This is a genomic window from Streptomyces rishiriensis, from assembly GCF_003112535.1.
Lineage (GTDB): Bacteria > Actinomycetota > Actinomycetes > Streptomycetales > Streptomycetaceae > Streptomyces > Streptomyces rishiriensis.
This window is the reverse complement of the sequence record NZ_BEWA01000002.1, coordinates 1-24,243: the sequence shown is the minus strand read 5'-3', so window position 1 is coordinate 24,243 and position 24,243 is coordinate 1. Positions and strand designations below refer to the sequence as shown.

9 protein-coding genes and 3 tRNA genes are annotated in these 24,243 nt (G+C 69.5%); 6 read left to right on the top strand and 6 right to left on the bottom strand.

Features of this window, described 5'->3' with window-relative positions; all coding sequences use genetic code 11:
* The first annotated feature begins 91 nt into the window (after positions 1–91).
* Complete coding sequence (locus tag Sri02f_RS01830) at positions 92–1,387, top strand: RNA polymerase sigma factor (protein ID WP_245970400.1); 1,296 nt, start codon at positions 92–94, stop codon at positions 1,385–1,387.
* A gap of 131 nt (positions 1,388–1,518) precedes the next feature.
* Here the strand turns inward: Sri02f_RS01830 and Sri02f_RS01825 are convergent, their stop codons facing one another.
* From Sri02f_RS01825 to Sri02f_RS01810, 4 genes are all read right to left on the bottom strand, one after another.
* The gene (locus Sri02f_RS01825) at positions 1,519–3,447 is read right to left on the bottom strand and encodes an ABC transporter ATP-binding protein (protein WP_108999288.1); all 1,929 of its coding nucleotides are present in this window, start codon (positions 3,445–3,447) and stop codon (positions 1,519–1,521) included.
* Positions 3,447–5,180, bottom strand: coding sequence for an ABC transporter ATP-binding protein (locus tag Sri02f_RS01820; RefSeq protein ID WP_108999287.1), 1,734 nt, complete (start codon positions 5,178–5,180; stop codon positions 3,447–3,449). The genes Sri02f_RS01825 and Sri02f_RS01820 overlap by 1 nt, the downstream gene beginning before the upstream one ends.
* A 423-nt stretch (positions 5,181–5,603) precedes the next feature.
* Complete coding sequence (locus Sri02f_RS01815) at positions 5,604–7,058, bottom strand: xylulokinase (RefSeq protein WP_108999286.1); 1,455 nt, start codon at positions 7,056–7,058, stop codon at positions 5,604–5,606.
* Between the two features lie 248 nt (positions 7,059–7,306).
* Complete coding sequence (locus tag Sri02f_RS01810; protein ID WP_108999285.1) at positions 7,307–7,612, bottom strand: hypothetical protein; 306 nt, start codon at positions 7,610–7,612, stop codon at positions 7,307–7,309.
* 159 nt (positions 7,613–7,771) lie between these two features.
* Between Sri02f_RS01810 and Sri02f_RS01805 the strand changes: the two genes are divergently transcribed.
* From Sri02f_RS01805 to Sri02f_RS01795, 3 genes are all read left to right on the top strand, one after another.
* A tRNA-Asn gene (locus tag Sri02f_RS01805) sits at positions 7,772–7,844 on the top strand.
* A gap of 5 nt (positions 7,845–7,849) precedes the next feature.
* Positions 7,850–7,922 (top strand) — tRNA-Asn (locus Sri02f_RS01800).
* Between the two features lie 180 nt (positions 7,923–8,102).
* A tRNA-Ile gene (locus tag Sri02f_RS01795) sits at positions 8,103–8,176 on the top strand.
* A gap of 513 nt (positions 8,177–8,689) precedes the next feature.
* On the opposite strand, the gene Sri02f_RS01790 is transcribed toward Sri02f_RS01795, so the two are convergent.
* Together Sri02f_RS01790 and Sri02f_RS01785 are read right to left on the bottom strand one after the other, a co-directional pair.
* Positions 8,690–9,472: a sulfite exporter TauE/SafE family protein gene (locus Sri02f_RS01790; protein WP_108999284.1), complete on the bottom strand. Its 783-nt coding sequence runs from the start codon at positions 9,470–9,472 to the stop codon at positions 8,690–8,692.
* Between the two features lie 222 nt (positions 9,473–9,694).
* Positions 9,695–13,618, bottom strand: a complete 3,924-nt coding sequence (locus Sri02f_RS01785) for a LamG domain-containing protein (RefSeq protein WP_159106653.1) — start codon at positions 13,616–13,618, stop codon at positions 9,695–9,697.
* A gap of 323 nt (positions 13,619–13,941) precedes the next feature.
* Here Sri02f_RS01785 and Sri02f_RS01780 point away from each other — a divergent pair, with 323 nt between their 5' ends.
* Both Sri02f_RS01780 and Sri02f_RS01775 read left to right on the top strand, forming a co-directional pair.
* On the top strand, positions 13,942–22,062 hold the full coding sequence (locus Sri02f_RS01780; RefSeq protein WP_159106652.1) for a ricin-type beta-trefoil lectin domain protein: 8,121 nt from the start codon (positions 13,942–13,944) through the stop codon (positions 22,060–22,062).
* A 190-nt stretch (positions 22,063–22,252) separates the two neighbouring features.
* Entirely contained in the window at positions 22,253–22,660 is a 408-nt protein-coding gene (locus Sri02f_RS01775) for a hypothetical protein (RefSeq protein ID WP_159106651.1), read from the top strand.
* Positions 22,661–24,243: the final 1,583 nt, after the last annotated feature.

Sequence of the window (24,243 nt, the reverse complement as noted above, 5' to 3'; positions counted from 1 at the left end):
ACGGTAACCGCGTGGTCACGGTCCGGACGCAAAAAGTCACCGCACGCCCCTCGTGGCGAGGTTGTGTCGTACCCCACACTGGTCCCGGTGCCTGAGTCCTCGGAGCGGCCCCCCCGGCATAGCGCCGCCGCTCACCTCAGCAGCGATCATCCTGGAGGTCGCCCCCGTGCAGACCCAGACCCTGACCCAGACCGACCGCACTGCCGAAAGCCCGACCGACACCACGGAACCGGACGCCGACACCGACGTCCTGGCCGCGGTCCCGCCGCAGAACCGCGCCGCGCACCACCCCGAGGCCGAGTCCGAGACCGAGGCCGAGGGCGGGTCCGAGGCCGAGGGCGGGTCTGAGGCGGATGCCGATGCCGGGCCCGAAGGCGACGCCGAGCCCGCCGACCCGCCCGCCGAGGCTCTCGAAGAGGGCCCGGAACCCGAGCCCGTCGAGACCCCGCCGCGTGCCCGGGCCACCGAGAGCGGCAGCCCCTCCTCGGACCTGTTCCGCCAGTATCTGCGCGAGATCGGCCGGATCCCGCTGCTCACCGCGGCCGAGGAGGTCGAGCTCGCCCGTCGCGTGGAGGCGGGCCTGTTCGCCGAGGAGAGGCTGAGCGGAGCGTCCGACCTGGACAGCGAACTGGCCCTGGACCTGGACCGGTTGGTCGTCATGGGCAGGATGGCCAAACGCCGCCTCATCGAGGCGAACCTCCGGCTCGTGGTGTCCGTCGCCAAGCGTTACGTCGGCCGCGGGCTCACCATGCTCGACCTCGTCCAGGAGGGCAACCTCGGCCTCATCCGCGCCGTCGAGAAGTTCGACTACGCCCGCGGCTACAAGTTCTCCACCTACGCCACCTGGTGGATCCGCCAGGCGATGTCCCGCGCGCTGGCCGACCAGGCCCGCACCATCCGCGTCCCGGTCCATGTCGTCGAACTGATCAACCGGGTCGTCCGCGTCCAGCGCCGCATGCTCCAGGAACGCGGCTACGAGCCCACCGCCGAAGAGGTCGCCGGCCAGCTGGACCTCCCGCCCGGGCGGGTCGGCGAGGTGCTGCGCCTGGCCCAGGAGCCGGTCTCCCTGCACGCCCCGGTGGGCGAGGAGGACGACGTGGCCCTCGGCGACCTCATCGAGGACGGCGACGCGGCCAGCCCCGTCGAGTCGGCTGCCTTCCTGCTGCTGCGCGAGCACCTGGACGCCGTGCTCTCCACGCTCGGCGAACGCGAGCGGAAGGTCGTCCAGCTCCGCTACGGGCTGGCGGACGGCCGGCCGCGCACCCTGGAGGAGATCGGCCGCATCTTCGGCGTGACGCGCGAGCGGATCCGGCAGATCGAGTCGAAGACGCTGAACAAGCTGAGGGACCACGCGTTCGCGGACCAGCTCCGCGGCTACCTGGACTGAGCCGGGGCGGCCCCGCGGAGCCGCTCGCCGCCCCCCGACGCGAGCGGCCCCCTGGGGAACGGCCCCCTGGGGAACGTCCCCAGGGGAGCGGCCCCCCGAGCGGCCTCCTGCGGCGCAAGGGCTCTAGTCCACTAGTCCACCTCGGCCACCGCCTGGGCGAACTGCGCCTTGTACAGCCTCGCGTAGGCGCCGTCGGCCGCGAGCAGTTCGGTGTGCGCGCCCTGTTCGACGATCGAGCCGTTCTCCATCACCAGGATCGTGTCGGCGTCCCGGATGGTCGACAGCCGGTGCGCGATGACGAACGACGTCCGCCCGTGCGCCAGCTTGGCCATGGCCTTCTGGATCAGCACCTCGGTGCGGGTGTCGACGGAACTGGTGGCCTCGTCGAGCACCAGGATCGTCGGATCGGACAGGAACGCCCGCGCGATGGTGATCAGCTGCTTCTCACCGGCGCTGACCCCGCTGCCCTCGTCGTCGATCACCGTGTCGTAGCCGTCGGGCAGGGTGCGCACGAACCGGTCGGCGTGCGCGGCCCGCGCCGCCTCCTCGATCTCGCCCCGGGTCACGTCCCGGGACGCGCCGTACGCGATGTTCTCCGCGATGGTGCCGCCGAACAGCCAGGTGTCCTGCAGGACCATGCCGATCGCGGCGCGCAGCTCGTCGCGCGACATCCGCGCGATGTCCACGCCGTCGAGGGTGATGCGGCCGCCGGAGACGTCGTAGAACCGCATGAGGAGGTTCACCAGCGTCGTCTTGCCGGCGCCCGTCGGGCCGACGATGGCGACCGTGTTGCCGGGCTCCACCGTCAGGGACAGGTCCTCGATCAGCGGCGTCTGCGGGTCGTACCGGAAGGACACGCCCTCCAGCGCCACCCGCCCGCGCAGTTCCGCGGGCCGCTCCGCCACCACCGGGTCCGCCCCCTGCTCGTCGGCGTCCAGGAGCTCGAAGACCCGCTCGGCCGAGGCGACGCCCGACTGCACCAGGTTCGCCATCGACGCGAGCTGCGTCAGCGGCATCGAGAACTGGCGCGAGTACTGGATGAACGCCTGCACGTCGCCGATGGACAGGGAACCCGACGCGACGCGCAGCCCGCCGACCACCGCCACCAGCACGTAGTTGATGTTCGACACGAACATCATCAGCGGCTGCATGACCCCGCTGTTGAACTGCGCCTTGAACCCGGCCTCGTACAGCGCGTCGTTCTGCTCGGCGAACTGCTGCGCCGACTCGTCCTGGCGACCGAACACCTTCACCAGCGTGTGGCCGGTGTACATCTCCTCGATGTGGGCGTTGAGCTTGCCGGTGGTGCGCCACTGCTGCACGAAGTGCGGCTGCGACCGCTTGCCCACGCGCGTGGCGACCATCGCCGACAGCGGCACCGTCACCAGCGCGACGAGCGCCAGGATCCACGACACCCAGAACATCATCGCCAGCACGCCGACGACGGTCAGCAGCGAGTTGACCAGCTGGCCCATCGACTGCTGGAGCGTCTGCCCGAGGTTGTCGATGTCGTTCGTCGCGCGGGAGAGGACCTCGCCGCGCTGGCGCTTGTCGAAGTACGACAGCGGCAGCCGCGACAGCTTCGTCTGCACGTCCTCGCGCATCCGGAACATCGTCCGGTTGACGGTCCTGTTGACCAGGCGCGTCGCCACCGCCATCAGCACACCGGCGACCAGGTACACCCCGAGCGCGAACAGCAGGACCTGGCCGACCGCGTCGAAGTCGATGCCCTTGCCGGGGGTGAAGTCGGTGCCCTTGAGCATGTCCGCGACACCGCTGTCGCCGCGCCCGCGCATCGAGTCGAGGACCTGCTCCTTGGTCGCGCCGGCCGGCATCTGCCGTCCGACGATGCCCGCGAAGACCAGGTCCGTGGCCTTGCCGAGGATCTTCGGCCCGACCACGCTGAGGCCGACGCTCAGGACGACGCAGAACAGCATCGCGAAGAGGGTGAGCCGTTCCGGCTTGAACCGGGCGAGCAGCCGCCTGCCGGACACCTTGAAGTCCAGCGTGCGGCTCTCGGGACCGCCGCCGACCATCATGCGCCCCATGGGCCCGGCCATCAGGCTGCCTCCGCTTCCGTGAGCTGGGAGAGCACGATCTCCCGATAGGTCTCGTTGTCCGCCATCAGCTCGTGGTGCGAGCCCACTCCGACGACCCGGCCCTGGTCGAGGACGATGATCCGGTCGGCGTCGCGGATGGTCGCCACCCGCTGGGCGACGATCACGACGGTCGCCTCGGCGGTCTCCCGGCCGAGCGCCTCGCGCAGCGCCGCGTCGGTGGCGTAGTCGAGAGCGGAGAAGGAGTCGTCGAAGAGGTAGATCTCCGGCCGCTGCACGAGCGTCCTCGCGATGGCGAGCCGCTGCCGCTGGCCGCCGGAGACGTTCGTCCCGCCCTGGGCGATGGGGGAGTCCAGCCCGTTCTCCAGCTTGCTGACGAAGTCCCTGGCCTGCGCCACCTCCAGCGCCTGCCACAGCTCCTCGTCGGTGGCTCCGGGATTGCCGTAGCGCAGGTTGGTCGCGACCGTGCCCGCGAACAGGTACGGCTTCTGGGGTACGAGTCCGACGGTCCTCGCCAGCAGCGCGGGTTCGACCTCGGCCACCGGGACACCGTCGACGAGGACCTCGCCCTCGGTCGCGTCGAAGAGCCGGGGGACCAGCCCGAGCAGGGTGGACTTGCCGCTGCCCGTCGAGCCGATCACGGCCGTCGTCTCACCGGGGCGGGCCACGAGTTCGATGTCCTTGAGGACGGGTTCCTCGGCCCCGGGATAGCGGAACCCGGCCGCCCGGATCTCCAGATGCCCGTGCCGGCGCAGCTCGGTGACCGGCGCCGAGGGCGGCACCACCGACGACGAGGTGTCCAGCACCTCCTGGACGCGCTCCGCGCACACCTCCGCGCGCGGCACCATCATGAACATGAAGGTGGCCATCATCACGGACATGACGATCTGCATCAGATAGGCGAGGAACGCGGTCAGATCACCGATCTGCATCCCGCCGCTGTCGATCCGGTGGGCCCCGAACCAGACCACGGCGATCGACGACAGGTTCACCGTCGTCATGACCACCGGGAACATCAGTGCCAGCATGTTGCCGGTCTTCAGCGACATGTCGGTGAGGTCGGCGTTGGCCTTGCGGAACCGCTGCTCCTCGTACTCGTCCCGGACGAAGGCGCGGATCACCCGGTTGCCGGTGATCTGCTCGCGCAGCACCCGGTTCACCGTGTCCAGCCGCACCTGCATGGACCGGAACAGCGGACGCATCCGCCGCACGATCAGCGTCACGAAGACGCCCAGGGTGGGCACGACGGCGACCAGCACGCCGGAGAGCGGCACGTCGAGGCCGAGCGCCAGCACGATGCCGCCCACGCACATGATGGGCGCCGACACCATCAGCGTGAACGTCATCAGGGCCAGCATCTGGATCTGCTGGACGTCGTTGGTGGTCCGGGTGATCAGCGAGGGCGCGCCGAACTGGCCGACCTCGCGGGCGGAGAAGGACTGCACCCTGTCGAAGACGGCCCCCCGTATGTCGCGGCCGAGCGCGGAGGCGGTCCTCGCGCCGAAGTACACGGCGCCGATGTTGCACACGACCTGCGCCAGCGAGACGGCGATCATCACGCCGCCGAAGGACAGGATGTACCCGGTGTCCCCCTTGACGACGCCGTTGTCGATGATGTGCGCGTTCAGCGTGGGCAGGTAGAGGGTGGCGCAGGTCTGCAGCAGTTGCAGCAGCACCAGCAGGCTGATGGGTTTTCGGTAGGGCCTGAGGTAGGTCCTCAGCAGTCGTATGAGCACGCTACGTCTCTCGGGGTCGGCGGGGAGAGGCATCGGTTGCCCCTGGCCCCTATCGTCGGACACTCCCCCCGCGTTACCCCAACCGATTAGCCGGCGGCAGTGCGTTTACAGCCGTCTTCACAGCCTTCGACCGCGCACAGCCGCGCACCGGCCGCGCACCGGCCGCGCACCGGCCGCGCACCGGCCGCGCACCGGCCGCGCACCGGCCGCGCACCGGCCGCGCACCGGCCGCACCCCGGCCCTCCGCTCCCGACGCACCTGCGCAGCCGATGGACACAGCCCAGCCGTCGGATACAGCCCAGCCGATGGACGCAGCTCAGCCGATGGACGCAGCTCAGCCGATGGACGCGGCCAGCCGATGGACGCGGCCAGCCGATGGACGCGGCCGACGAGCGCGGCCGACGAGCGCGGCCGACGAGCTCCCTATGCGCGGAACGCGCCCGGATGCGTCTGCTCCCGCACCGAGACGAACTGCTGCCGCACCGCCTGCCCCACGGCCAGCTCCTCACCCGGGTCCAGAACCTGTGCCGCCGCCCCCTGCCAGGCCGGCGGGGTCCGCGGATCCAGCGTGCCCTGCGAGACGCCGAGCGCCCACGCGGCCTGCCGCGCCGCCCCGATCGCCGCGTAGTCCGCGGGCTGCGGCACGACCACCTGCGCCCCGAACAGCGCGGGCGCCGCCGCCTGCACCGCCGGCAGCTCCGCCGCGGCCCCGAGCAGGAAGATCCGCCGGACGTCCACGCCCCGGCCGCGCAGCACGTCCAGCGCGTCCGCGAGCCCGCACAGCATGCCCTCGAACGCGGCCCGCGCGAAATGCTCGGGCTTCATGGACTCGCGTCGCAGCCCGGCCAGGGTCCCGGCGGTGTGCGGCAGGTTCGGGGTCCGCTCGCCCTCCAGATACGGCAGCATGACGAGGCCGTGCGACCCCGGCGTCGACTTCATCGCCAGATCCGACAGCGCCTCCAGATCGGGCGCCCCCACCAGCTCGGCGGCCCCGCGCAGGGTCCGCACCGCGTTCAGGGTGGTGACGACGGGCAGATGCATCCCCGTCGCGTCGGCCAGGGAGGTGATCATCCCGCTCTGGTCGACCAGCGCCTCGGGGTGCACGGCCATCACGGAACCCGAGGCGCCCAGGGACACGACCGCGTCGCCCCGCCCGATGCCCAGCCCCAGGGCCGCGGCCATCGTCTCGCCCGTCCCGGCGGAGATCAGCAGCCCCTCGGGCGTCGTGCCGGCCGCGTCGGACGGCCCGATCACCTCGGGCAGCATCGCCTGGTGACCCAGCGCCAGCTCCACGAGATCAGGCCGATAACCGCCGGTGGCGGCCGACCAGTACCCGGTTCCGGAGGCCCCGCCGCGATCGGTGGTCCGTCTCACGGGCCGCCCGAGCAGCTGCCACACCAGCCAGTCGTGGGCCTGCAGCAGCACCGAGGTCCGCGCGGCGGCCTCGGGCTCGTTCTTCGCCAGCCAGCGCAGCTTGGTCACCGGTTGCGCGGCCTGCGGCACGCATCCCACGGCCTGCGCCCACGCCTCGCGCCCGCCGAGCGCGTCGAGGAGGTCCGCCGCCGCGACCTGGGCCCGCTTGTCCCCGCCGACCATCGCCGGACGGACGGTGTTGCCCTGCGAGTCCAGGGGCACGACGGCGTTCTGCTGCGAGGACACGCCGATGGCCTGCACGCCCTCCAGCAGGCCGCCGCCCGCGGCCTCGCCCAGGGACAGCAGCCAGGCCTGCGGATCGACGTCGGAGGGCCGCCCGCCGCCCTCGGCGGCTTCCACCGGATGCGGCGCGTATCCCTGCCGGAGCACGGCTCCGGTGTCCCCGTCGCAGACGACGATACGAGTGAAATCGGGCGAACTGTCCAACCCGGCGACTATCCCCATGGCGAAAATTCTGCCGCACTCTCCGCTCGGGTCTGGCCGTCGGGCACCGCCGGGGTGCCGGGCGTCCGGCGGGCGCGCCGGTGTCGTGCCTGGTGACACAGCTCGCCGCGCCCCCCGAGTCCGCTGGGGGCGCGGCGTTTCCGCGTCGAAAAGGACCGCGGATGTGGGAGCCGGACAGCGGAGCCGGACTTCCAAGCCGGACTTCGGAGCCGGGCTTGGGAGCCGGGTGCCGCTGCCGTGTGTTGCTGCTAGGTGTTGCTGCTGCCCCAGTCGTCGTCCCTGCCGTTGTGGGCGCTGCGCTCCTTCAGCGAGCGCACCCGGCTGGACACCGACTCGGGCATCCGGTCGCCGACCTTGTCGCTGACCGCGTGGTACGCCTTGCCCGCGTACTGCCGGCCCTGCTGGGCGGCGGTCTCGGCGGTGTTGCGCACGGCGGGGTTCTGCGCGACGTGCCGGGCGGACTTCTTCAACTGCTCGTAGCGCTCGCGCCCGGCACGCGTGCCCAGTACGTAACCCAGAGCCAGTCCGACGACGAACGTGAGCTTGTAGCGCATGACTGCCACCCTTCCCTCGTGTAGGTCCCTGGCACGGCGACGGCGCCGGGGGGAACCGATTGGCGGAGCACCCCCCTGCTTGCGCTAATGTATGTGTCGCAGCGAGCGAGCGCCCACTGGCGAATACCCAGGCAGGCACGTTCGATGCAAACGAGGCATTCCCCTGTAGCTCAATTGGCAGAGCAGCCGGCTGTTAACCGGCAGGTTACTGGTTCGAGTCCAGTCGGGGGAGCTCGGTCCCCTGTAGCTCAATTGGCAGAGCAGCCGGCTGTTAACCGGCAGGTTACTGGTTCGAGTCCAGTCGGGGGAGCATCGTGAACGAGGACCCCATGGGGGTCCTTTTTCATGTGGTCTCACACCGGTGGGAACCGTGCAGGCCAGAGGCGCTGTCCTCATGGTCGTGGCAAGGCCGACCAGCCGGAGCGTGAGATCGTATGAGCGGCTATGCTGCGGCAGACGGCGCGCACACATGTACGCGACACGCCGCTATGGGGCGGTAGCTCAGCCGGTTAGAGCAGCGGACTCATAATCCGTCGGCCGTGGGTTCGAGTCCCACCCGCCCCACTTGCGCAGGGTCCTGACCTGCGGAAACGTTCATTTTGTCCTGCCGGATCGTCAAATTCGCCTGAACGGACTGAATCCGCTGCGCGTGGCTTCGGCAGCGTTGCCGCCATCGAGAGTCCGAACTGCTCTGACCTGCACAGATACCTCGGCTCGTAACCGGAGAAGTCGCCGCAGGTGGCTTCTGTGAGTGGCTGGGCGCTTGAGTCGGGACGCTGCTAGGACGCAGGGAAACGGAAGGTGCCGCTCCGTCCGCCGCGCCGGCGTCGCCTGAGGGCGGGTAGGGGGTCGGCACCGCGCGGCGCAGTGTGGCTCCCGCTCTTCGCTGCTGGAGCTCATGGAAACTGCCCGAACTGAAAACTGTCCGGTCTGGGCGATGTGTCGCTCGGCTGCGGTCCCGCAGTCGCCCGGCGTCGTGTTGCGGATGCCGGTGTCGGGTCGAGGTGAACACCGTGTCCGGTGGCTGCCCGGCTGTGGAGGGTACGGCAGTGGCTACGGGGGCTGAGTCATGCGTGGTCAGCGCAGGATCTGGACCGTGTAGAGCGTGCCGATTCCGGTGGCGAGGGTGCCCAGCAGGAGCCGAAGTGCGCTCTCGGGCAGGAGCGGTTGGAGGCGGGCGCCGAGGTAGCCGCCGGCAAGGCCTCCGAGGCCGCAGGAAAGGCCCAGTGGCCAGTCGGGGGCGACGTCACCTGTGGCCGTGAGGGAGAGCAGTGCGTAGGTGGCCGCGCCGACGACGGACGTCACGAACGTGGAGGCGAGGGCGGCGGGTGTGACGGTTGCGACGGGTGCTCCGCGGCCGACGAGGATCGGGCCGAGCAGGGAGCCGCCCCCGATTCCGTAGATGCCCCCGGCGACACCGATGACCAGGGCGAGCGAAGTCGTCGCGCGAGGGGAGGGTCGGCGGGTGTCACGGGCAGGTGCCGGGCGCACGGTCCGCAGCCACAGCCACAGTCCGAGCGGCAGCAGCAGCACGGCGATGAAGAGACGGAAGACCCTTGGTCCCGGAATGGCGAAGACCCGGATCGCCGCGCCGATGACGACGCCGGGCACGGTACCCGCGATGAGCAGGCGCGTCAGTGGCCCTCCCAGGCGCCCGGCCCGCCAGTGGCGAAGGAGGGCGCCGGGCCCGGCCACGACGTTGTACAGCAGGTTCGTCGGTGTCACGGCCGGGCTGGGCACGCCCAGGACGCTGACTTGTACCGGCAGCAGGAACACCGCTCCGGAGACCCCGACGGGCGAGGTGGCCACCGATATCAGGAACCCGGCGGCGAACCCGAGCAGCCCCGTCGACCACGCCACCCCTGCCCCCTCGTGCACATCGTCCTGGCTTGATCCAACCGGCTTCCGGGGCAAGGAACAACCGCTCGGTCGGCCCGCGCAGAGTGCCGGCTTGAACACCCGAGGTCGGGAACAGTGGGCGCTGTTCTTCCGCGTGGCACCGCCGCCGCGGCGGCCGTGGCACGACGCGGGCCCGCCCCGGTCGATCCGGGACGGGCCCTGGGCCGAGCGTTGACCGTGGGATCAGTCGAGCTGGGTCACCTTGGGGCTGTCGCCGGTGGCTGCGGCGTCGGCGGGGGGCAGGGCGGTGGGATAGATGCGGATGCCGCTGATGGACGCGTTGGCGTATTCGCCGTAGACGCCGGAGGAGAGTTTGCGCCCGACCTGGACGGGGCCGGTGGCGTTCCAGGGGGCGTAGGTCCAGTCCTTGGTTGCGGTGAGTTTGCCGTTGACGTACAGGCGGACCTCCTTGGCGGTGGCGTCGTAGACGCCGACCAGGTGGGTCCACTGGCCTGTTGTGGCCTTGCTGCCGTAGGCCGCCCGCCACACGCCGCCGGAGGCGTCGGTGCTCCAGCGGCCGAAGGCCCATCCCTGGGCGCCGGAGGAGTAGTACAGCTGGAAGCCGTTGTTGGTGGTGCCGTTCTGGGAGACGAACGTGCTGTTGACGGAGAGCGAGTTGAGCTTGACCCAGGCGGAGACCGTGAAGCTCTTCGAGGTGTCCACGGCGGGCGCCGTGGTGGTGCCGTATCCGGTGGTGCCGTTCAGGCTGAGGAACTTGCCCCGGGTGGTGTCGGCGCCCCAGGTGTAGGCGCCGGACAGGGTGGCGCCCAGGGTGCCGGTGCTGTCGGCGCCGGTGGTGCCGGTGCCTTCGGCGAGCTGCCACCAGTGGGTGGCGGTGTCCGTCACCGAGCCCAGGGAGACCGGTGGAGCGAAGTCGTAGATGGGCGGGGAGGTGAGGACGGGGCTCTGCCGGTAGTTGTACTCGATGAGCTGACCGGACGTGTCGACGGTGTAGAGATCGGGAAGTCCGTCCGGGGCTCCGGGGTCGGTTGCGCTGCTTTTGATGGGGCTGTTGATGTCGCCGGGTGAGGCGACGGCGGGGTAGGAGGCAGGTGGCAGCGCCAGTCGCAGGCTGGTGTGGATCGTGGGGTGGAGCAGGGACGGCACCAGGGTGGTGGTGTCGACGGTGACCGGGTAGCTGAAGAGCTCGCCGGTTGCGTTGTCACGGGACCACAGCACGGGGCTGCCCTTGAAGGTGCCCGCCGCGATCAGCGTCTGGCCCGTCCAGTCGCCGTCGCCGAGCAGGATCGGGTTCTTCAGGTGGTAGCCGCCGTCGGACTGGTAGATCCACAGCTCCTTGTTCTCGATGGTGATCACAGCGGGGTAGTCGTTGGTGTTGCCGAAGACGTTGCCCGGAGTGATGAGCTGGCTGATGTTCCAGGTCTGGGCGTTGTAGTCCGTGGTCCGGCAGCGCGTGTCGTCCGCCACGATGTCGGCCGGTGCGCAGGCGTCCTTGGCGATGACGTCGAACCGTCGGCCGATGAAGCCGCCGAACGTGGAGTACGGGCTTCTCGGGAAGGACGCGTCGTCGACCGGGTCCTGGTCGTTCTTGACGACGTAGAGCTGCTTGCTCGTTTTGTTGTACGCGAAGAGGTCGTCGACGTTCGTGCCGTGCAGGTTGCCGCGGTGGGCGATGAGGTAGTTGTTCCAGCCGGTGCCGTCGGGTGAGTCGGCGGCGGTGGCCACGGTGACCGGGCCGGTGACGGCCGGCGGGGTGCCGGTGACGGGGCCGCTCTGGACCGGGTCGGTGTTCTGGGCCGGGTCGAGGTTGCCCGGGACGAGGTTGAGGTCGCCGGTCTTGGTGGTGGCAAGCAGGTCGGGAACGCCGTCGCCGGAGATGTCACCGGGCTTGATCGTGGTGGCCGGGTTCCAGGGGACGGTGAAGGTGTAGCCGTAGGGGTTGGTGGAGATGTTGCCGGCCTTGTCGACGCCGGCCACGTACAGGGTGTGTACGCCCCAGTCGCGGATCGGGACGGGGATGGTGGCGGTGGACCTGCCCTGGTTGTCGGTGCCGGTGATCGCGGTGCTCTGGCCGTCGGCGGCGGTGGGCGGGGAGTCGAGTTGCCACAGGAAGGAGTCCATGCCGCTGGACTTGCAGGGGCCGGGGGCACAGCTGGTGTCGGCGGCCGGGCTGTCGGCGCCGGCCACGGTGAAGTTCGTGGTCTTGCCGGGGCCGGCGTAGACCACCGGGTCGGCGGGGCCGGAGCCGACTGGGGGGAACGACGAGTTGCCGGTCACCTCCGGGGTTGCCGGTGCCGTGAAGTCGGTGGAGAACCAGCAGTGGTCGGATGTCGTGGACTTCAGGTCGGAGACCGAGTCGTCCTCGGCGTAGACGTCCCAGCCGTACTGGTGGCCGTCCTTCAAAGTGGCGCCGATCTTCACCGCCGCGTCGGTGCCGGAGGCGAGGAAGGCGCTGGTCGGGGTCGATACGTCGGCCCCACTGCCGTCGCCGTCCGGATCGACCGTACGGTCCCAGACGTGGTAGTGCGCCTTGACGTTCTCGCCGGACATCTGGGTGGTGACGGTGGAGTGCAGGGTGATGTTGCTGCCGGCGTCCGAGTAGGTGGTGGCGCCGATCCAGCCCACACCGCTCGTGGTGCAGGCGGCCGACGCGCCGGTGGCGGCCGGGGTGATGTGGAGATTGGTCGGCACGCCGGGCGGGATGTCGAACTTGGTGGTGAGGGTCAGCGTGGTCGACAGGCGCAGGTAGTCGTCGTTGCCGGAGGTCTGCGACTCGTTTCCGTACAGGCCGATGGTCCAGGTGTTGGTGCCGGCGCCGAAGGTGCCGGCCGCGTCATAGCCGTCTCCGTCCTGGTCCGCGATCTTCTGGGCCTGGTCGGTGACATGGAAGGTCGCGGTGCTGTTGCTGCAGGAGCTGTTGGAGTTGGCGCCGCTGGGCACTGTGTCGGTCACCGGTGGGAAGGCGGTGTCGTGGACGCCGGGCCGCGACAGCCAGTCGGTGCCGGAGCTGATCGCATTCGTGGTGTGGAGCGTGAGGGGCTGGTTCTGGCTGCAGTTCCAGCTGGCCGCGTAGGTGGTGGAGATCTTCACGTAGGCGTCGTAGACGACGAACGCCGGGTGCAGTCCGCTGGTGTTGATCGCCCAGTACGAGCGCTCCAAGCCGACACCGCAGACGCCGCCCCACCGCTGATAGCCCGCGCCCTGGCCGTTGGTCTGTGGCTTGTCGTACTGCGGTGAGTTGCTGCAGGTCGAGCTGGAGTAGACCTCGGTGTAATGACCGGCGGTAGAGGACACCGGGTTGGTGTACGGGTCGATGTACACCGGATAGGCGGTGTCCGGGGCGGTGAGCATGCCGGCGTCCGGGATCAGCGTCAGGGCCTTGTTCGTGGCGGTCATGCCCACGGGCTTGGTGTCGGCTCCGGGCCCGGGACCGTCCACGGAGGACGTCAAGCCGGCGGCCGGACCGGCCTCGTGGGAGGCGACGGGCGTCGAGCTGGAGTCCCACATCAGAGGCTGGGGGCTCGTGTAGGCCAGATCGCCGTCAGTGGCGGTGGCGCTCATGCTGTGGGAGGAGGTGGTGGCCAGGGTGAGGCCCTGGGTGGCGGTGGCCAAGGAAAGCTTCCGCAACTGGGGGTTGGCTGCGGCCTCGGCGTCGTGGACGATCAGGACGTCGCTGAAGCCGCCCTGGTCCGTGACGGACACCGACAGATCCACCCCCGGCAGCACCGAGGCGTACAGCGCGGTGTCACCGCTGATGTCCGGCTTCGGCAGAGTGAACGGCAGGGTGAAGGCCATGCTGGGCCCGTCGGCATGGTTGAGGGTGACCAGCGGGCCGTCGCCGCCGCCGGAGAGGATGACCCCGTTCGGTGTGGCCCTTGGCGTGTACCCACCCTGGCTGTCCGGGACCAGGGTGCCGTCCACCCGGGTCCAGACGCCGTCCTTGAGGACCCGGGTCGGCAGCGCACTCGTGGTGTTGGCGAAGGTGCCGTCCGGAAGCGCCTCGGTGGTGGAGACCTCTGTGGTGAGTGCGTCTACGGGGACAGCTTGTCCGGTGGACATGGCCTGGCTCTGCGCGGCCAGCAGGGGATCGGCCGGAGTGGGCGCGAAGTCGTCGGCCGCGGCGGGCAGCACGGGCAAAGCCGTCAACAAGCCGAGTGCGGTGGCGAAGAGGGCCAGACGATGAGCCGACGCAGTACGTCTGCGACCGGCGCGTATCGGTGCTCTGAACACGTGGCGGGCTTCCTTCGGTTCGCGGGCAGCGGGGTGGGGGAAGCCCGATTGCCACTCGGCAGTGATCAATTTCGGCACAGAAAATACACACGCTCTGCCAAGTTGATGCACGGTTTTGTCATCGAAACGGCAAAGGGACTTGAGTCGTGATCATGGCCGAACCTAGCCTCCGCTCGATCACTCACACGTGTGGTCTGGCGATGTGACGGCCTCTCAAGGCCGTGTTCCGGGGGGTACGCGTGAGTGGCAGACGGCGCTGGTTCGCGGGCGTGTGGCACCGAAGATTCCTGACTGGGCTGGGACTCTGGACGATTCCCGTCGCCCTCTTCGCGCTGCTCCTGCCGGCGGCGATCGCCACGGGCTTCGGCACCCCGGGATTCCTCCCCGGACACAGGGCCGACGGCGACGACGGGTTCGGCCACCACGGAGGCTTCCGCTTCGACGGCGAGGTCTGGAACCCGAAGGAGCTCCCCGCGCCCCTGACCGTCGGGCATCACGCCCTGCGGAAGAAGACCCCCCACCCCAAGGGCTCCGGCTCACTGGGCACTTATCGGGCGCGGGGACCTCAGTGGCCCAAGGCGGGCACCGCCACCGTCGCCCTGGGCACCCACGGCGCGGCGAAGCCGGTCAAGGCCGGTGAACTGCCGGTCTGGGTGACCCAGGCAGACGACGGACACCCTGTCGGCGAGGTCCGCGTACAGACCGCCTCTCACACGCAGACCCTCAAGGCCGGCGCCAACGGCATGCTGCTGGGCATCACACCGTCCGGCGCGGCCACCGCAGGCGGCCGGGTGCGCGTGGTCGTCGACTACGCCGCGATCGCCAAGGCGTACGGCGGCGGCTACGGTTCACGGCTGCAGCTGGTGCAGTTGCCGGCATGCGCGCTGACCACCCCGCAGCGGACGGAATGCCAGAAGCGCACCCCGATCGCGTTCACCAACCGTCCCACCGCCGAACAGCTGACGGCGACTGTCACCCTGGGGGCCGCACCCGACGCCGAGCCCGCGCCCGAGAAGGCAGAGGTCCCCGAACAGACGAAAGGCCCCGACCAGGCAGCTAACGCGGACGGCCCGCAGACGATGTCGGTCCGCACCGCGCCCGTGACGGCGACCGCCACGACAGGCACCACGGCGCTGGCGGTCACCTCCGGCACCTCGGGCTCCCAGGGCGACTACGGTGCCACCACGCTGTCGGCCGCCGGTACCTGGCAGGCCTCCGCCACGGGCTCGTTCACCTACTCGTACCCGATCTCGGTGCCGTCCGCGATCGGTGGCAACGCGCCTTCCGTCGGCCTGAGCTACGACTCGCAGACCGTCGACGGCGAGACCACCGCCCGCAACTCCCAGGCCTCGTGGGTCGGGGACGGCTGGAGCTACCAGGTCGGTTCCGTGGAGCGCGCCTACCGCAAGTGCGGCTCCCTCCTCGACTCCGGTGGAGACAAGATCCTCAAGGGTTCCGGCGACGAGTGCTGGGGCGGGGACAACGCCACGCTGTCCTTCGGCGCGCACTCCGGAGTACTGGTGCCGGACGGCGTGGACTCCAGCGTGACCGGGGAGATCAGGCAGTGGCGGTTGCAGGGCGACGACGGCACCCTCGTACAGGAATTGTCCGGAGCCGACAACGGCCTGCACGACGGCGTCTACTACCGGGTCCTGACTACGGATGGCACAGCCGCCTACTTCGGCGCCGACCATTCCCCGAACGGTGCGGGCACCGCTGCCACCATGCCCGCGAACCCTGCCGACCCCTCCACGCACTCCGCCTGGGGCGTCCCCGTCCTGCACCCGCAAGCGACGGACCCCTGCTACGACAGCGCCAAGGGGAAGGCGTCCCAGTGCGACAAGCCGGAGGGCTGGCGCTGGAACCTCGACTTCGTGGTGTCACCAGCCGGATTCGTGCAGCGGTACGACTACACCACCGAGTCCAACTACTACGATCTCGGCGGCGGTCAAGCGGGCGAGTCGACCGACCCGGACGACACAGGCACTCTCACCTCGTACACCCGCGGCGGCGCGCTGACGCTGCTCTCGTACGGATACACGCTGGCCGATGAGCAGGCCGGGCGTACTCCGGCGGCCGAGGTGGACTTCGGCCTGGCCCAGCGATGCCAGACCACCTCCACGTTCACCGACTGCTCCGCGTCCAACCTGAAGGACTCCACCGCCACGCACTGGCCCGACGTGCCGTGGGACCTCCACTGCGACTCGACGGACAAGACGAAGCTGCCGGACGGCGCCACGACCGTCCCCGACGACGTGTGCATCACGTCAGGGCCCAGCTTCTGGACCACCACGCGGCTGGACTCCATCACCACCAAGGTTCATGTGAAGGCGGCCGACCAGCTCACCGCGGTCGACTCCTACAAGCTGGGCCAGATCTACTCTGACGCGGGCGGCACTGTCGACCCCGTCACCGGCACCACGGTGGACCCGAAGGACGCCGGGATGCTGCAGGCCGTGATGTGGCTCCAGTCCGTCCGGCACACCGGAAAGGGCACCTACGGCAACGGCAACAGCGACATCGCGCTGAATCAGGTGTCGTTCACCGGCACCGAGATCGACAACCGGGTCAACGACGACTCCCCGTCCGCCCCGCCGCTGTATCGGCCGCGCATCTCGAGTGTGCAGACCGAGACCGGTGAGTCGATCGCAGTCGAGTACAACTCGGCTCCGTGTGCGGGCAGATCGCTCTCCATCTCCCAGGCGGACAGCAACGCCGACTCCTGCTATCCCGTCTACTGGACCGTGCCCGGAGCCTCCAAGCCGGTCGCGGACTGGTTCAACAAGGTCACGGTCGACAGCGTGGCCGTGTCCGACCTGACCATCGCGGGCCAGTACAAGCCGGACGCCCAGAGCAACCCGGCGGGCTCCGAGACGCAGATCTCCCGCTACAGCTACTCCGGCCCGGCCTGGCACCGCGACGACTCGGCGCTGACCGACGATCAGTACCGGACCTGGGACCAGTTCCGCGGCTTCCGCACCGTCACCGTGCAGACCGGCCAGAGCCCCGAGCCCGTCACTCAGCGGACCACCACCTACCTGCAGGGCATGGACGGCGACTACAAGGCCGACGGCAGCCGCCGCTCCGTCACCGTCGACGCCAAGGTCGGCGGCAGCACCGTGCTGAGCGTGACCGACTCGGACCAGTTGTCCGGCAGCATGCTCGAGGACGACACCTACACCCAGGCCGGCGGCGCCGTCGACGCCGTCAGCGTCAACGGCCCGTTCGCCTTCACCAGCACCGCCTCCTCCCACCGGACGCCCTGGACGGACTGGACCCAGGAGGACAACCCCGGCGAGACCGAGCCGACCCTGTCCACCCTGCCCGACCTCACCGCGCACCGGATCAAGTCCGGCAGCTCCCTGAAATACGAACTCACCTCCAACGGGACCTGGCGGCACACAAAGACCGACACGGCGTACGACAGCCAGGGCCGCCTCTCCTCCGTCAACCAGCACGGTGACGGCGTCGACCCGAAACAGGAGAAGTGCACCACCACGACCTACGCGACGCCGCCGTCCGGTAACTCGATGGCCCTGGCCTACCCGGCCCAGATCACCGCCGTCAGCGGCCCGTGCGGCACCGCACCGAGCGCCACCACGCTCCTGGCCGACAAGAAGCTCTACTACGACGGTGACGGCAGCCTCACGAATTTGGGGACCTTCGGGCAGCTCGGGCAGACCGGGAGCACGACGACGGGTCGGGTCACCGCTGTGCGCACGGCCACCGGCTACACCGGCACCACGGAGAACTGGCAGACCAACTCGGCGATGAAGTACGACGGCGCCGGGCGGATCACCGACACCCTGGACGTCACCGGGCAGAACACCCACACGGCCTTCACCCCTCCCTGGACCTCGACCGGCGAGAACACCAACCCCACCGGCATCACCACCACCAACTCAAAGAACTGGACGGTCACTTCCTCCCTGGACCCGCTGCGCGGACTGTCCACCGAGAACGTCGACGCCAACGGTCGCAAGACCGACATGACCTACGACGCGCTCGGCAGGCGCACTGCGGTGTGGCTGCCCGGCCGGGACAAGGCAGCCGGACAGAGCCCGGACCGCACCTTCGAGTACTCCATCAACCCCGGCGCCGTACCCGCGCCCGGAGACACGATCACCCAGCCCGGCGCACCGACGTCGGTCACCTCCAAGACGCTGCGCGAGGACGGCACGTACGCCACCTCGATCACGATCTACGACGGCATGCTGCAGCCGCGACAGAGCCAGTCCACCGCGATGGGTGACTCGAACTCCGGCCGCATCATCTCGGACAGCTTCTACGACTCGCACGGCTGGCAGGTCGCCGCCTACGCGCCGTACTCCGAGCCGAACAACTTCCCGTCGACCACGCTGTACGCGGCGAACGAGAACCAGATCCCCTCGGAGACCACCTCCACGTACGACGGCCAGGGACGACCCCTCAGAGGGACCCTCTGGCACCAGGCCGTCGAGCAGTGGCACACCTCCATCAGCTACCCGGGAGCTGACGAGGTCGACACAACGGCACCAGCCGGGGGCCGTTCCACCGCCTCCTTCACCAACGCCATCGGCCAGACCACCAGCACCACGGTGAAGAACACCGGCTCCACGGTCACCCTGCCCGGCGGCTCGGTGATCCCCTCGGGAACCTCGCTGACCTCCGACAGCGTGCGCCTGACCATGCAGGCGGACGGCAACCTCGTGCTCTCCGCCCTGGCGACCGGCGCGACCATCTGGTCCTCCGGCACCGGCGGTCACCCCGGCGCCTGGGCCAGGTTCGGCACCGACGGCAACCTGGTCGTCTACAGCACGGCCGCGGCCCAGCTGTGGACGTCCGGCCTGACGGCCACCACCGGCGCCACCTTCCAGGTGCGCAACGACTCCACGGCGGCCGTCGTCGCCTCCGGCGGCTCCGCGCTGTGGAAGCAGGGCACGGCGAACGCCGTCCCGGCGGCCGACGCCACCACCCGCTACACCTACACCCCCGCCGGCCAGATCGACTCGATCAAGGACAGCGCGGGCAACACCTGGTCGTACACGTACAACCTGCTAGGCCAGAAGACCTCTCAGACCGACCCCAACGCCGGCAAGACCACGTTCGACAAGTACGACGTGACCGGCAACCTGCTGCAGACCACCGACGCGCGCGGCCAGGCGCTGTCCCTCACCTACGACTGGGACAACCGCCCCACTGCCGAATACGCCGCCGCCTGGTCCGCCACACCGGACCCGTCCAAGCTGCTGGTGTCCCATGTGTACGACACGCTGGAGAAGGGCTACCAGACCTCGGCCACCCGTTACGTCGGGGGCGCCTCGGGGTCGGCGTACACCCAGGCCGTCACCGGTTACAACACGGCCTACCAGCCGCTCGGAACCACACTGACGATCCCGGCAGCCGACGGCTTCGCCGCCGCCGGACAGAGCAGCGCGCCCACGTCAGGCACCGTCACCTACACCTCCACGGCCCGCTACACCCCGAACGTCGGCCTGCTCTCCACCGCGCACTACCAGGCGGACGGCAACCTGCCCGCCGAGGACATCGACTACGGCTACACCCAGCAGGGCAACCTCGACGGCATCGGCGGTTTCATCAACTCCGCCAACACGCCCGCCTACCTGGACACCGCCGTCCACGACGCGTTCGGGCGCGTGCTGCAGGCCAACTACGGCCCCACCGGCAAGGAACTGGCGACCTTCGCCCAGTACGACGCCACCACCGGGCGCGTCACCCAGACCAGCAGCATGGTGCAGACCTCGGCCACGGCCCTGGACGTCGTCAATCTGCGCTACAACCAGGCCGGCGAACTCACCGCGGCCGACGACCTGCAGAACAACACGGCGCACGACACCCAATGCTTCACCTACGACTCCTTCCAGCGGCTGACCGACGCCTGGACGGACACCGGGGGCATCACCGATCCCACGGCGGCCACGGTCGGCGCCGTGGGCGGCTGCAACACCGCGCGGGTGCAGACGACCACCACGGCCCCCATCACGGCCACCACCGTCGGCGGAGCCGCCCCGTACTGGCAGACCTACACCTACGACCAGCTCGGCGACCGCACCGGCACGGTCAACCACGACACCACCGGCAACGCGCTCAACGACATCACGCAGAGCATCCCCTACCCCGGCGCCAACGGCACGGCGCCCGCTACGCTGCCCGACCAGGCGGGGACGGCCACCCTCACCAACCCTTCCGGCACCGCGACCATCACGTCGACGTACGCCGACCCCGCCTACGGCAACGTGAACGCGGGCGACACCATGAGCCGGAAGGTGACGACCACCGGCCCGCTGTCCACCGCCTTCACGATCTCCGGCGGCGGGAAGCGGTGCGTCGACGACGCGGGCGGGTCCACCACCGCGGGCACGAAGGTGCAGATCAACACCTGCAACGGCGCCACCAGCGAGAAGCTGACGATCGGCACCGACGGCACGGTGAAGGTCCTCGGCATGTGCCTGGACACCTCCGGCAACGCGACCGCCTCGGGCACCCTCGTGGTGATCGACACCTGCAAGACCGACGCCACCCAGAAGTGGAAGGCCACCACCACCGGCACGCTGGTCAACAACGCCAACAGCGCGATGTGCCTGACCGACCCGGGAGCCTCCGCCACCAACGGCACCCAGCTGACCATCGCCACCTGCGGCGGCAGCGGCCAGACGTGGACGAGCGCCGCCACCGGCGCGATACCGGCGGGCCAGACCCAGACCTTCACCTACGACGCCGAAGGCCACACCGCCACCGTCGCCACGATCTCCGGCACCCACACCAACACCAGCAAGTACCTGTACGACGCCAAGGGCGGCCTGCTGGAACAGACCGCCGCGGTCGACGGCGTGGACAAGACCCGCGTCCTCTACCTCTTCGGCGGCACCGAGCAGATCACCCTCAACGTCGCCGCGAAGACCTGGACTGGCCTGCGCAACATCACCGGTCCGGACGGCACCACCGTGACGCGCTCCAGCACCGGCACAGTCAGCTACCAGGTCGCCAACGGGCAGGGCACCGCCCTGACCGCCGTCAACGCCGCCACGCTGGCCGTCACCCGCCGCTCGTTCGACCCCTGGGGCAACCCGCGCGGCACCAAGCCCGGTTCCTGGGTGGCGCCGGACGAGAACCACGGCTTCCTCGGTCAGCCCGCCGATCCCGTCACCGGCCTCAACCTGCTCGGCGCCCGCAACTACGACCCGGTCATCGGCCGCTTCCTCACCCCGGACCCGCTCTTCCAGGCCGGTGACCCCAACCAGATGGGCGGCTACACATACGCCGCCGACAACCCCGCCAGCAGCAGCGACCCCACGGGTTTCGACGACTGGTACAACGACCCGTCCATGAACAAGTGCGTCATCGACTGCGGTCCGACGCCTTCCCCGTCCCCGGCGCCTGCGCCCACCAGCACCTCCAGTGGCGGCGGCGGCGGAGGCTCCACCCCGCAGCCGTCTCCCGGCCTCACGCCCCCCGCGACACCGCCCGACCCGAAGGCCGCTCCCGACCTCCTCTACAGCAGCATCGTGGACATCGGTCTGGCCATCCGCTCGCTGTCCGTGTGCGAGTTCTGGCTCACGGGAAGCGGATCGGACCACGACCAGGCCTGCGCAATCGCGGGCGGCGTCGTCTCCGGCGGGGGCATGGAAGGCAGCGGCATCGGGGCTCTGGAGCGCGGTGCGGCGGGTGAAGGCGAAAGCGCGCTGGTCAACACGGCCAGAGGCGGAGCCGACGCCGACGCGGCGGCCGCGGCCGGCGCGGGCGCCAAGGCCGTCGACGAAGCAGCGTCCGACGCGGCGGACCTGGCGGCGCTGAAGCGGGCGAACGCGCAGGAACAGGCCCGTGCGACGAACGCGGAGGCGGCTGCACCGAGTGCTCCTGAGGCAGGGGCGCCAGGGACGAGACCCTCGGCGCGGGACTCACGTGCTCCGGTGCAGAAGACCGCACCCGGCCGCAAGGCCTCGTCCACGGCGGTCGTCACCAAAACCCGGGTGCCGAGGGGCACGAGGATCGAGGACGGTCTCGCCGGCGCACGGAATCTCCGGGACCGGATGGCGCAGCGCACACTTTTCCCGAACGGAGACGGCGTGGTGGCCAGCACCGGACTCGCCAAGAAGACCTGGACCGCTGGCTACAACGCTGAAACAGGTGAAATAGCCGTTGCCTCATCCGGCTGCGGATACTGCGCGGAGGGGAATGTCATCAACGCCCTCGGCGGTGACGCGAATCGTGTGACACTCACGCGTGCCCTGTACTGGGACAGAGAGATGGAGATTTGGGACGAGATGCCCATCTGCCCTATCTGCCAGACCTACTTGACTCCGGAGGACGTCGAACCCGGAGCCTGGTACATGCACCCTGGCGACTGGGACAACAGATGACCTCTGGGTACGGTGTACCTCGCGGCCGCGCGAGCGGCGTGTACCAGTGGCTCAGCAAAGAGCAGAAGGCACCGGGGGTGCGGGCATGACTGTCAGGCCTTCCTTGATCCAGGCCGAGCGCGTGGACTGGGGTTCCCTGCGATGCGGGTGCGGCGGGACGGGAGCCCACATTCCCGAGACCTTCGCTCGCTTGCTGGAGGCAAGCACGTCCCAAGAGATGGCCGATGCCTCCCTGGAGGGACACGTGTACATTCAGTCCCTCCTTTTCGAGGTGGCGGTACCCGTGACCTCCATGATTGTGGCGGCCCTGAACGAGGAGACATCCGAAGCGGTACACATCCGTTTGCTCGACGAGCTCATTTCCTGTGTCGGCGGGGAGTCTCACTGGACCGAAGTCGAGGCTGGCGCTCCAGAACTCGAGATCGACTGCCAGATCGCGGCCCGTGAAGGTATCTGGACCCTCTACGCGGAGTACGCGACTGGTCGTGCCTCGATGGCTCGGATGGTTCTAGACGCGGTGGACGCCGACCGCGAACGGTTCGAGTATTTCGATGCCAAGCTGGTCGGCCGGGTGAGGAAGCGGGCGAAGCGTGACTGACTGCAGACAGAGGGCCGGCTATTGGAACTGGCGGACGGTACTCCGTACTTGTATGCGGACTACTCGGTTCCCATGGTCGCGGTTGGCTGGCTGAGTGCGGAGGTGCCTTGCAGCAGGTCGGGGAGCATACCCGAATGGGCGGTGCAGCAGCTGCTCCGGGAGTGCTCCAAATCAAGGTCTTGCTCAAAGCGGTGGACGGCTGGGCAAAGCGGCTGTCCGGCGGGCGCGAGGCGCTCGCGGCGCGTCTCTGGGGAGGGCGCGTCGGCGAGCATCAGGCTCTGTCCGAGGTTGAGCAGCAGGCGGTGCGGCAGGCGACATACGATTCCCCGGTGCGCAGCCCGGCGCACGGAGACACCCGTGACAAGAGCCTGCCGCCGAGGCTGCTGGTGCCTGGATCGCCGGGGCGGGGCTGGAGGAGATGGGGGAACACGCGTCATCCGGGATGGCCAAGCTCGCAAAAACTTACTCGAAAGCCCCGAGGGCTGACGGCGTGTCCTATTTGATCGCGGGATTCCTCGGTGTGTTCGCCAGTAGCCGGGCGCCCGGCTCCGCCGCCAACAGTTGAGGGCAGCCGCCGCGCCGTCCTCCGTGCTGATCCTCCGGCCAACGGCACCCTCGCCGTGGTCCAGGGCTGAGAGTCCCGTCCCAGATAGCCCATCAGCAGTCATACCGGTCGTTGGCCAGTGCTTTTCGGTAGGGATACAGGCGCACTCGGCTGAGTAGAGATCATTGCCGGGTTTGCCCGGCGCGCAGGGGCGAGCACGGGCGCGTTGGAAAGGCAATCCGCTGCGGCAGGGTTCGAGCCCCGCGCCGAACTCGTACGACGCCCTGCCAAGCCCGTGGGTCCTGTCCAATCAGGCGGTGTCGGGACGCAGTCGGGACACAAGGACAGGAACAGACTGACAAAGGCGAAGGTGTGTCGACACGGCCCACCCCTTCTGGCCTGCAAAAACGTCATGAATGAGCGTGGACGGGCAAGGGCCGCCAAGATCCCCAAGGGACTCATAATCCGTCGGCCGTGGGTTCGAGTCCCACCCGCCCCACTTGTGCAGGCTCCTGACCTGCGGAAACGTTCATTTTGTCCTGTCGGATCGTCAACTTCGCCTGAACGGACTGAATCCGCTGCGCGTGAGTTCGGAGCCGGGTGCGGATCTTGCTCCCTTGCCGGGCGGGCGTCGCCCTGAACTGAGGGAATGCTGGCCAGCGGGCTTGAGCCGACGAGCCGGCACCATCTCCTCGACCTCATTTTCATGATCGTGGGGACGTGTTGGGGACGCAGGGTTTCCGTGAGGTCTGCGACCACTGTCCGTGGGGTCTGCCCGGCCGCGCGAGAAGCTTCCGCGCTGACCGGGTTCGGCCTCACTCTGGGGAGCTCGATCGCGTCGGTAGCGGGGCGTGACGAGCTGGTGCGCGTCAGGGCGGAAACTGCCCGAACAGAGAACGGCCCGGTTGTCTGATGAGCCATGCAACTGCGATGCCGCCGTCGCATGGCGCCGTGATGTGGATGTTGGCGCCAGATCCGGGGGAGGCCATGATCGCCGGCTGTTTGCCGGACGCGCCGCAGACGCCACGAACCGGCGGTT